Consider the following 10,587-nt stretch of genomic DNA (forward strand, 5'->3'; position numbering starts at 1 on the left):
CGCGAGGCCCGCCCGCCCGAGGCCGGCGGCCCGTCCCCGGCCCGCTCCCGCCTGGACTCCCCGTGCCCCTCGGGCGCACCGGTCCTCCGCGTGCCGGAGGTCCGGCGGTCGTCGGTCTCCCGGGGCTCCGGATCCCCCTCCCGCGTGCGGTGGGTCTGCTCGTTCTGGGCCGCCTGGGCGCCGAAGTGGGTGCTCTGCAGCCGGCAGCCGGTGAAATCGGAGTAGTAGAGCCGCAGCCAGCCGCGCCGCTGGGCCTCGGTCAGGCCGGAGAACCAGGCGGCGGCGTACTGGTGCTCGGCCAGCGGCCCGCCGGGCAGCGGTTCGCCGCGCAGCCAGGCCGTCACGATGTCGCGGTATCCGTCGGCCACCGTGCCCTCGCACTCCTCGGCCAGGCTCTCCACGAACTCGTCGGCCGCCCGGTCGGCGAACCCGGCCGACAGGTCGTCGACGTGGACGGGGACCACGCCCGGCGGCAGGACGGCGTCGTCGCGCCGCGGGCGCTGCTCGACCCGGGAGAACTCGCCCGGCGTCCCCGCCAGCCGGGAGGCGATCTTGACGAAGGCCGAGCCCAGCTCGCCCAGCCCGGTGCGCATCCCCGGATGCACGCAGACCATGATCGGCCATTCCTGGCAGCTGTAGACCACCCGCTGGATCGCGATCGGCTTCGGCTCGGAGAGCAGGCGGGCGACGCCGGTGCCGGCGGCCAGCACCGCGAGCAGCGCGGCGGCCAGCACGAGCGCCTGGCGGGTCACGATGGCGGCCCAGCCCAGCAGGAGCGCGGCGCTGACCCCCAGCAGCCAGAGCGTCTGGTCGGTGAAGGCCGCCGCGCTCAGCCCCTGGAAGAGGTCGTACGGCTCACGCGTGGCGGGGGCGAGCCGGTCGGCCCAGGTCGAGCCGTCGGCCAGCCAGCTGAACAGGGCGTAGCAGCCGAGGCCGGCGAGCGCCGGGGTGATCGTCCAGGGCAGCAGCCATCCGGTCACCCAGCCGATGGTGACGTACAGGGCCAGGCCGGACACGCCCATGATCAGGCCGCTGGGCAGCAGCCGCCCGGCCTGCTCGCTGAGCATGGTCTTGACCGCCAGGACCAGCACGGTGGCGGTGTAGGAGCCCATGACGACCACCAGGATCGCCAGCGGGGCGCGCACCGCCTGCCACGTCGTCAGGGCCCTGCCGCCGGTCGCGCGCCGCCTGCGCACCGCCACCCAGGCGGCGAACGCGGCGGCGACCGGTCCGGTGATCCGCAGGGAGCCGATGAGCGCGACGATGATGTTCTCCCAGGCGCTGACACCGGGAATGAGGACGCTCCACGCCGCGACCACGCCGAGCACGAGCAGGACGGCGACCGCCACCAACGCGCTCTGCTGGAGTTCCTCGCGTGAAACGCCCCTGTGCTCACGCACGGGAGGGCGCGGGCCGGGCCCACGCCGCATCCACCGCCGCATCCACCGCGCCGGAACCGGAACCGGGACCGGAGTCCGGGCCGGAGCCGGCATGGCGTGCGAACGCCTTCGAATCGTCGTCCATCAAGCACCCCCCGTGCGGTGAATGTGCGGAGCCGGTCCCCTCGGCGTCCGGTCCCGCCCGCTTCCCCCGCGGGCTGGACTTGAGTCCCCGTCGCCACTTGGCTGCGGCCTCACCATTCGATGTGGGAACCATAACTGAGTGTGACGTTTCACGTCCGGGTTCTTGGCCAAGCCGCTGACCTGATCACTCTATGTATATGGGCGAACCGGGACGAGGCCGCGCTACCGTAGCTGCGTGGCTACCGACCAGCTGAACCTGCCGTTCGACCCCATCGAGCGTGCCGCGGAGACGTGGCGCGCCCGCTTCGGGCCGTCGTCGGCGATGGCCGCGGTCACCTCGATCATGAGAGCGCATCAGATCCTGCTGTCGCAACTGGACACGCTGCTCAAGCCGTATGACTTGACCTTTGCCAGGTACGAGGCACTGGTTTTGCTCACCTTCAGCAGGGCCGGGGCGCTACCGCTGTCGCGGATCGGCGAGCGGCTGATGGTGCACCCGACGAGCGTCACCAACACCGTGGACCGGCTGGAGCGGGCCGGGCTGGTCCGGCGCAGGCGCAACCCCCGGGACGGCCGCGGGGTGCTGGCGGAGATCACCGACCGCGGCAGGGAGGTCGTGGCCCAGGCCACGGAGGCGCTGATGGGCGCCGACTTCGCCATGCCGATGTACGGCGAGGCGGAGCTGGAGCAGCTGTTCGGCCTGCTCAGGACCCTCAGGGTGGCGGCCGGTGACTTCGCGGCCGATCGCGGTGTCGATCATGGGGCCGATCGCGGTGTCGATCGCGGGGCCGAGCGCGCCGCTCCCGGCCTGGCGAACAAATACTAGGACGTCCTAGTATTTTCCGTGGGACCCCTTCCGGATCCGGCCGCCCACAGGCGGGCGCGGACCGCGAGGCAGGGGCCGGGGCCACGAGCCGGACGGAAGAGGTGGGGCATGAACGCCGAGGAGATCGAGGCGGGCAGGGCGCGCTGGCAGGCGCGGTTCGACCGGGCCGCCAAGCGCGGGCCGGAGTTCCGGACGCTCTCCGGCATGGAGGTGGAGCCGGTCTACGGCCCGCCCGGCGACGACCCGCGCTTCGAGCGCATCGGCTGGCCCGGGGAGTACCCCTTCACCCGGGGCCTGCACGCCACCGGCTACCGCGGCAAGACGTGGACCATCCGGCAGTTCGCCGGGTTCGGCAACGCCAGGCAGACCAACGAGCGCTACAAGATGATCCTGGGGGCCGGCGGCGGCGGACTGAGCGTGGCCTTCGACATGCCGACGCTCATGGGCCGCGACTCCGATGACCCGCGCTCGCTCGGCGAGGTCGGCCACTGCGGCGTGGCGATCGACTCCGCCCAGGACATGGAGCTGCTGTTCGACGGCATCCCGCTGGGTGACATCACGACCTCCATGACGATCAGCGGCCCCGCCGTACCGATCTTCTGCATGTACGTCGTCGCGGCCGAGCGGCAGGGGGTGCCGGTCGGCAGGCTCAACGGCACGCTGCAGACCGACATCTTCAAGGAGTACATCGCGCAGAAGGAGTGGCTGTTCGCCCCCGAGCCGCACCTGCGGCTGATCGGCGACCTGATGGAGTTCTGCGCCGCGGAGATCCCCGCCTACAAGCCGCTCAGCGTCTCCGGCTACCACATCCGCGAGGCGGGTTCCACGGCCGCGCAGGAGCTGGCGTTCACCCTGGCCGACGGCTTCGGCTACGTGGAGCTCGGCCTGTCCCGCGGCCTCGACATCGACGTCTTCGCCCCCGGCCTGTCGTTCTTCTTCGACGCGCACATCGACTTCTTCGAGGAGATCGCCAAGTTCCGGGCCGCCCGGCGGATCTGGGCGCGGTGGCTGCGCGACGTCTACGGGGCCAGAACCGACAAGGCCCAGTGGCTGCGGTTCCACACCCAGACGGCGGGGGTCTCGCTGACCGCGCAGCAGCCGTACAACAACGTGGTCCGCACCGCGGTCGAGGCGCTCGCGGCCGTGCTCGGCGGCACCAACTCGCTGCACACCAACGCCCTGGACGAGGTGCTGGCGCTGCCCACGCAGAAGGCCGCCGAAATCGCGCTGCGCACCCAGCAGGTGATCATGGAGGAGACCGAGGTCGTCAACGTCGCCGACCCGCTCGGCGGGTCCTGGTACGTCGAGGCGCTCACCGACCGCATCGAGGCCGAGGCCGAGGCGATCTTCGCGAAGATCCGGGACATGGGCTCCGACGGCTCCATGACCTCGGGCATCCTGCGCGGCATCGAGGACGGCTGGTTCATGTCGGAGATCGCCGAGGCCGCCTTCGACTACCAGCGCAAGCTGGAGAAGGGCGAGAAGCGGATCGTCGGGGTGAACTGCCACACGGCCTCCGCCGAGGAGCCGTTGGAGATCCTGCGGGTCAGCCACGAGGTCGAGCGGGAGCAGAACCGGGTCCTGGCCGCCCGCCGCGCCGCCCGCGACCAGGGCGCCGTCGACGCCGCGCTGGCCGCGCTGGTCCAGGCCGCCGGGGGCGAGGACAACATGATCCCGGCCATGCTCGACGCCGTCCGCGCCGAGGCCACCCTCGGTGAGATCTGCGACGCCCTGCGCGGGGTGTGGGGGGTCTACACCGAGCCCGCGCGTTTCTGACGCCGTCCCCCGTCGTCCCCGTCGTTCCCACCGTTTTCCGTCGTCCCCGGCCGATCCCGGGCGCGCCCCGCCGCGCGGAGTACGGCCGGGCCCTCCTCATGCGGCAGGATTGGAGGTATGAGCCCAGCGGATTTCACTCCTCGACCCGGATCGCTCTACGGTGCCGTCGACCTCGGCGCGCGCAAGCAGGCGCTGGAGGCGCAGGCGCGCAGGGAGACCACCGCGCAGCAGACCGGAGGCGTCCCGGCACAGGTCATCGATGTCGACGACGCCAGCTTCGCGACGGAGGTCGTCGAACGCTCCATGAACAGCCTGGTGCTGCTGGAGCTCACCGTCACCCGGGCCGAGCAGGCCAGGGACTACAGCCTCCTGCTGGAGAAGCTGGCCGCGGAGAACGCGGGCCGGTGGGTGCTGGCCCGGGTGGACGTCGAGGTCAGCAGGCAGATCGCGCAGGCGCTCCGGGTGCAGAACGTGCCCGCCCTGTACGCCATCTTCCAGGGGCAGCCGGTGGCCGTCGTCCCGGGCATCGCCACCGAGCCGCAGCTGCGCGACTGGCTCACCCAGCTCATGGAGGCCCTCGCGCAGTACCTCCCGCCGCCCGCCGAGGGCGCGGAGGGACCCGAGGGCGCGGCCGCCCAGCAGCCCGTCGTGGACCCGGACGTCCTCGCGGCCGAGCAGGCCATCGACGCCGGCGACCTGGACGGGGCGACGGCCGCCTACGAGCGGCTGCTGGCCCGCTCGCCGAACAACGAGGACGCCAAACTGGGACTGGCCGGGCTGGGCCTGATCCGCCGGACCTCCGGCGTCGACCCGGCCGACGTGGAGCGCCGCCTGGCCGACCCCGCCGACATCGAGGCCCAGCTCCTGGCCGCCGACTTCGAGATGCTCTCCGGTGAGGTGGACGCCGCCTTCGACCGCCTCGTCGGGGTCGTCCGCCGGACCTCCGGCGACGAGCGCGACAAGGCCAGGGTGCACCTGCTCGGCCTGTTCGACACGCTCCCCGCCGACGACCCGTCCATCGTCAAGGCTCGCAGGAACCTCGCCTCCGCACTGTTCTGAGCCGCGCTCCCAAGCCGCGTACACCCGATCGTGACCGTGCCCGCGGACCCCGGCAGGCGGTCCGCGGCACGGACACCCGTCCGTTGGTGGCACGATGGAGGCGTCCCGAACCGGGCTTGTCGCGAAGGAGCGGATTGACCGTGGCCACCGTGCCGAGTGTGTCGTACTCCATCACCGTGCGCCTCGAGGTGCCGCCGGCGGCAAGGCCGTCAGCCAGCTCACCCACGCCGTAGAGTCCGCCGGAGGCGTGGTCACCGCGCTCGACGTGACCACGGCCGGGCACGAGACCCTGCGCATCGACGTCACCTGCGCCGCCCGTGACACCGACCACGCCCAGGCGATCGTGGACCAGCTCGACGCCGTCGAGGGCGTCGTCCTGCACAAGGTCTCCGACCGGACCTTCCTCATGCACCTCGGTGGCAAGATCGAGATGCAGTCCAAGGTGCCGCTGCGCACCCGTGACGAGCTCTCCATGGCCTACACGCCCGGCGTCGCCCGGGTCTCCATGGCGATCGCCCGCAACCCCGAGGACGCCCGCCGCCTGACCATCAAGCGCAACAGCGTCGCGGTGGTCACCGACGGCTCGGCCGTGCTCGGCCTGGGCAACATCGGCCCGGCCGCCGCGCTCCCCGTCATGGAGGGCAAGGCCGCGCTGTTCAAGCGGTTCGCGGGCATCGACGCCTGGCCGATCTGCCTGGACACCCAGGACGTCGACGAGATCGTCCAGATCGTCCGCGCCATCGCCCCCGGCTTCGGCGGCATCAACCTGGAGGACATCTCGGCGCCGCGCTGCTTCGAGGTGGAGCGGCGGCTGCGCGACCTGCTGGACATCCCGGTCTTCCACGACGACCAGCACGGCACCGCGATCTGCGTGCTGGCCGCGCTGACCAACGCGCTGCGCGTGGTCGGCAAGGAGCTGAGCGGGGTCCGCGTCACCCTCGCCGGCGCGGCGCCGCCGGCACGGCCGTGCTCCGCCTGCTGCTCGCGGCCGGAGTCCGCGACGTGGTCGTCTGCGACTACCTGGGCGCGGTGCACCTCGGACGCGACGACCTGGACGACTCGCTCCGCTGGATCGCCGAGCACACCAACGCCGAGGGCTACTCCGGCGACCTGCGCGGCGCGGTCAAGGGCGCGGACGTGTTCGTCGGCGTGTCGGCCCCCGGCATCCTCAGCGGCGACGACATCGCCACGATGGCCGAGGACGCCGTGGTCTTCGCCCTGGCCAACCCCGAGCCCGAGGTCTCGCCCGACGACGCCCGCGAGCACGCCGCCGTGGTCGCCACCGGCCGGTCGGACTACCCCAACCAGATCAACAACGTGCTGGCCTTCCCCGGCGTCTTCCGCGGCCTGCTCGACGCGCAGGCCAGCGTGGTGACCGAGGAGATGCTGCTGGCCGCCGCCCGGGCACTGGCCGCGGTGGTCACCGACGAGGAGCTCGGCCCCAACTACATCATTCCCAGCGTCTTCCACCCGGACGTGGCGGGCGCGGTCGCGGCGGCCGTACGCGAGTCGGCCGGTGGCCGGGCGCGCACGGGCATGACCGAGGCGTAGGCCCCTCCCGGCATCTCCGGACCCGCCCGTCCTGTCCCGCCGGGCCCTGCCGATCGCGCCGGCCGGGCCGTACGGCGGGCGGGACCGGAGCCGATTCCGGGCCACGGCGGGGGCAAGGCGGGGGGTAAGGCGGCACGATCCGCGTCCAGCCATCATGATGGGTGTATGGCGGAGGCGATCTATGTCGGCGGGCTGCTGGTGGCGACACCTCAGCTGGAGGATCCCAACTTCCGGCGTTCCGTGGTCCTGATCCTGGAACACGACATCGACGGGGGCACTCTCGGGGTGGTGCTCAACCGCCCGAGCGACGTCTCGGTGACGCAGGTGCTGCCCAGCTGGGACGCCCTGGTCACCGGGCCGCCCGTGCTGTTCCAGGGCGGGCCGGTCCAGACCGACAGCGCGCTGGCGCTGGCGGCGGTCCCGAGCGGTCAGGAGCCCTTGGGGTGGCGGAGGCTGCACACGGGAGCCGCCGCGGTGTCACGGCTGGGCACCGTCGACCTCGACGCGCCACCGGAGATCCTCGCGGGGGAGATCGCCCAGATGCGGATCTTCGCCGGTTACGCCGGGTGGACCGGCGGGCAGTTGGAGGCCGAGATCGGCGACGGCGCGTGGTACGTCGTGGACGCGGAGCCCGGCGACACCTTCCACGCGGCCCCCGAGACGCTGTGGCGTGCGGTCCTGCGCCGCCAGCGCGGCGAGCTGGCCTACGTGGCGACCTGCCCCGACGACCCCTCGATGAACTGACCGGCGGCGCGGTCCGTCCGGCGGTCGCTCGCGGATCTGACCGGCACCCGCCGCTCAGGTCCGTGACGGTGTCTGCTCCGAGGGAGCCTGCTCCGAGGGGCGGTCCCAGCCGGGGCGCAGGGAGCGCTCGGCCAGGGCGAGCATCTGCTCCAGGCGTTCGGTGAGGGCGCTCAGGTCGTCGGAGCTCCGGGCCGTGCAGTGCTCGAGGCCGACCCGCGCCACGGTGGTGAACAGGGCGACCACGAAGTGGGGGAGGTGGTCGTCGGGGGAGACGCCCTGGCGGCGCGCGACCTCGGCGATCAGCCGCCGCTCGTTCTCCATCATCCGGCGGACGTTCCCGGCGAAGAGCGCGGGGGTGACCTCGATCAGCTCCCGGGCCCTGAGGAACCTCAGGACGTCGGCGGGCTCCCCCTCCCTCAGTTCGGCGACGACGGCGCGCATGGCGTGGCCGAGCGCGGTGAACGGCGCTTCCCCGGCGGGACGCGCGGCCAGTTCCCTCAGCATCACCTCATGCCCGTCGACGGGAAGGGAGAGCGCGACGTCCTCCTTGGTCGCGAAGTAGCGGAAGAACGTGCGGGGCGAGACGTCGGCGGCGGCCGCGATCTGGTCGATGGTCGTGGCCTCGTAGCCCTGGGCCGCGAACAGTCCGAGAGCGGCGTCGACCAGCGCCAGCCGTGTTCGCTGCTTCTTGCGCTCGCGTAGGCCGGGCTGACTCATGGCTGTCATCTCCTCGCAACATATGGTGCAGAGTCTGCCATATGTCATGTGATGCCTCATAAAACGATTTGTCATGTGTCAGTCCCTGCCATAAATTACCGATCGTCAATGTCCCAAGGTGGGACGTATCCAGTGATGGGGGGACCCTTCCATGGCTCAGGCCAAGACGGTGGCGACGCCGCCGCCATCGGATCGGAGTGCGTCGAGGCAGGGTCATCCATGGCTCACGCTGCTGGCGGTCTCACTCGGTGTGATGATGGTGATGCTCGACGGCACGGTCGTCGCGATCGCCAACCCGGTGATCGGTGCGGAGCTCAAGGCCTCGCTGGGTGACCTGCAGTGGGTGACCAGCGGCTACCTGCTGGCGCTGGCGGTGTTCCTGATCACCGCGGGCAAGCTCGGCGACCTGTTCGGGCACAAGCGGGTCTTCATGATCGGCATCGTGGGCTTCGCCCTCACCTCGCTCGCCATCGGCCTGAGCGACTCCATCGGCATGCTGATCGCCTTCCGCGTGCTGCAGGGCCTGTTCGGCGCGCTGCTCCAGCCCGCCGCCCTCGCCCTGCTCCGCGCGGCCTTCCCGGCCGAGAAGCTCAACATGGCGATCGGCGTCTGGGGCGCCACGATCGGCCTGTCCAGCGCGGCCGGCCCCATCGTCGGCGGCCTGCTGGTGGAGAACGTCAACTGGCAGTCGGTCTTCTTCATCAACGTCCCGGTCGGCGTCATCGCGCTGGTCGTGGGCCTGCTCGTGATCAAGGAGAGCAGAGCCGACTCCCTGTCCAAGGTCGACTGGCTCGGCGTCGTGCTGCTCTCCGGCGCCATGTTCTGCCTGATCTGGGCGATCATCAAGGCTCCGGAGGACGGCTGGGGCGACACCCGCACGCTCGCGTTCCTCGCCGGGGCCGTGGTGCTCGGCGCCGCGTTCGTCTGGTGGCAGGGCAGGGCCGCCGAGCCGCTGGTCCCGCTCAGCCTCTTCCACAACCTGTCGGTCTCGATCGGCACCGTGCTGATGGTGCTGATGGCCTTCTCGATGTTCGGCGCGATGTTCTTCCTCACGTTCTACTTCCAGGGCGTGCACGGCCTCGACCCGTTGGACGCGGGCATCCGCATGCTCCCCATGAGCGCGGGCATGATCGTCGCCTCACCGCTGGCGGGCGCGGCGATCAGCAGGTTCGGCCCGAAGGTCCCGATCGCGGTGGGCATGCTGATCACCGCCACCGCGATGTTCCTCCTGTCCCGCCTGGGCCTGGAGGACGGCTATGTGGCCAGCGCGATCCCGTTCGTGCTGCTCGCCTTCGGCCTCTCGCCGGTCATGGTCGGCGCCACCGAGATCATCGTGGGCAACGCCCCCGAGGAGCTCAGCGGCGTCGCGGGCGGCATGCAGCAGTCGGCGATGCAGGTCGGCGGCTCGCTGGGCACCGCGGTGCTCGGCGCGATCGTCGCGGGCCGGGTGGGAGAGGTGCTCCCCGGCTACTGGAGCGCGGCCAAGCTCCCGGCGCTCCCCCCGGAGCAGATGGAGCTCGTCAAGCAGGGCGCGTCCTTCGCCGAGGCCGGCGCGGCGCCCGGCACGCCCGAGCCGATCGTCCGGGCGATCACCGGTGTGGTGAACTCGTCCTTCCTGGACGGCATGCACCTGGGCTTCCAGGTCAGCACGGGCGTCGCGGTGCTCGCGGCCGTGCTGGCCCTGCTGGTCAAGGCCGGTCGCAAGACCGAGGGCGCCCCGATCCACATGGGCTGAGATGCCCCGCCCGCCGTACGGCCCCCGTCCCCGGATCGCCCCGGAGGCGGGGGCCGTATCCGGTGCACGGGGGTGGCGGAGGGGTTGCGGAACCCGGATCGGCGCGGGACCCGCCGGTCCGGGGACATAAAATCGACAGGGTGAGCACGAAGATCCTTCCTGAGAGCGACGTCCGGCCGAACCTGTCGCACGGCGACGGCGACCACGAGCGGTTCGCCCACTACGTCGAGAAGAACAAGATCATGGAGAGCGCGGTCACCGGGACCCCGGTGCGCGCGCTCTGCGGCAAGGTCTGGGTGCCGAACCGCGATCCCCAGAAGTTCCCGGTCTGCCCCGAGTGCAAGGAGATCTACGAAGGGCTGCCGAAGGGCGAGGACGACAGCGGCAAGGAGTGAGTGTCACTCCCGGGTGATCGCCCCCGATGAGGTTACGGTCAGGATGGCGCTGGAGACCATCCGGCCAGGTCAGACCACTCATCGGGGGAGTGCATGGTTGCGCGTGCGATCGCCGTCGTTTCGGCATGCCTGTTGACGGCGGGCGCCGTTCCCGCCTCCGCCCCTTCGCCGTCGCGCCTCGCGCCCGCGGCGGTCCCGGACGGATGCGAGACCGGCGCGCGGATCGCGCACCCGGCGGCCCGGGCGGCTCCGGCGACCCCG

At 71.7% G+C, this 10,587-nt stretch carries 8 protein-coding genes and 1 pseudogene; 7 read left to right on the top strand and 2 right to left on the bottom strand.

The window, feature by feature from the left end:
• A partial coding sequence (locus tag ACWJ6R_RS20905) for a hypothetical protein (protein WP_449063852.1) occupies positions 1–1,400 on the bottom strand: 1,400 nt, incomplete at its 3' end.
• 358 nt (positions 1,401–1,758) lie between these two features.
• On the opposite strand from ACWJ6R_RS20905, the gene ACWJ6R_RS20910 reads away from it, so the two are divergent.
• From ACWJ6R_RS20910 to ACWJ6R_RS20930, 5 genes and pseudogenes are all read left to right on the top strand, one after another.
• On the top strand, positions 1,759–2,349 hold the full coding sequence (locus ACWJ6R_RS20910; RefSeq protein WP_449063853.1) for a MarR family winged helix-turn-helix transcriptional regulator: 591 nt from the start codon (positions 1,759–1,761) through the stop codon (positions 2,347–2,349).
• A gap of 108 nt (positions 2,350–2,457) precedes the next feature.
• Complete coding sequence (locus tag ACWJ6R_RS20915; RefSeq protein ID WP_449063854.1) at positions 2,458–4,125, top strand: acyl-CoA mutase large subunit family protein; 1,668 nt, start codon at positions 2,458–2,460, stop codon at positions 4,123–4,125.
• A 117-nt stretch (positions 4,126–4,242) separates the two neighbouring features.
• On the top strand, positions 4,243–5,184 hold the full coding sequence (locus ACWJ6R_RS20920; RefSeq protein ID WP_449063855.1) for a co-chaperone YbbN: 942 nt from the start codon (positions 4,243–4,245) through the stop codon (positions 5,182–5,184).
• A 140-nt stretch (positions 5,185–5,324) separates the two neighbouring features.
• A pseudogene (locus ACWJ6R_RS20925) lies at positions 5,325–6,735 on the top strand (malic enzyme-like NAD(P)-binding protein).
• 165 nt (positions 6,736–6,900) lie between these two features.
• Positions 6,901–7,479 carry a YqgE/AlgH family protein gene (locus tag ACWJ6R_RS20930; protein ID WP_068894894.1) on the top strand — a complete coding sequence of 193 codons (579 nt, stop codon included), beginning with the start codon at positions 6,901–6,903 and terminating at the stop codon, positions 7,477–7,479.
• Between the two features lie 54 nt (positions 7,480–7,533).
• On the opposite strand, the gene ACWJ6R_RS20935 is transcribed toward ACWJ6R_RS20930, so the two are convergent.
• Positions 7,534–8,196: a TetR family transcriptional regulator gene (locus ACWJ6R_RS20935; RefSeq protein ID WP_449063856.1), complete on the bottom strand. Its 663-nt coding sequence runs from the start codon at positions 8,194–8,196 to the stop codon at positions 7,534–7,536.
• Between the two features lie 151 nt (positions 8,197–8,347).
• Between ACWJ6R_RS20935 and ACWJ6R_RS20940 the strand changes: the two genes are divergently transcribed.
• Together ACWJ6R_RS20940 and ACWJ6R_RS20945 are read left to right on the top strand one after the other, a co-directional pair.
• Positions 8,348–9,931, top strand: a complete 1,584-nt coding sequence (locus ACWJ6R_RS20940) for a DHA2 family efflux MFS transporter permease subunit (RefSeq protein WP_449063857.1) — start codon at positions 8,348–8,350, stop codon at positions 9,929–9,931.
• A 140-nt stretch (positions 9,932–10,071) separates the two neighbouring features.
• Positions 10,072–10,326, top strand: a complete 255-nt coding sequence (locus ACWJ6R_RS20945) for a DUF3039 domain-containing protein (protein WP_068894900.1) — start codon at positions 10,072–10,074, stop codon at positions 10,324–10,326.
• Positions 10,327–10,587: the final 261 nt, after the last annotated feature.

This window comes from Planomonospora algeriensis (assembly GCF_977012225.1).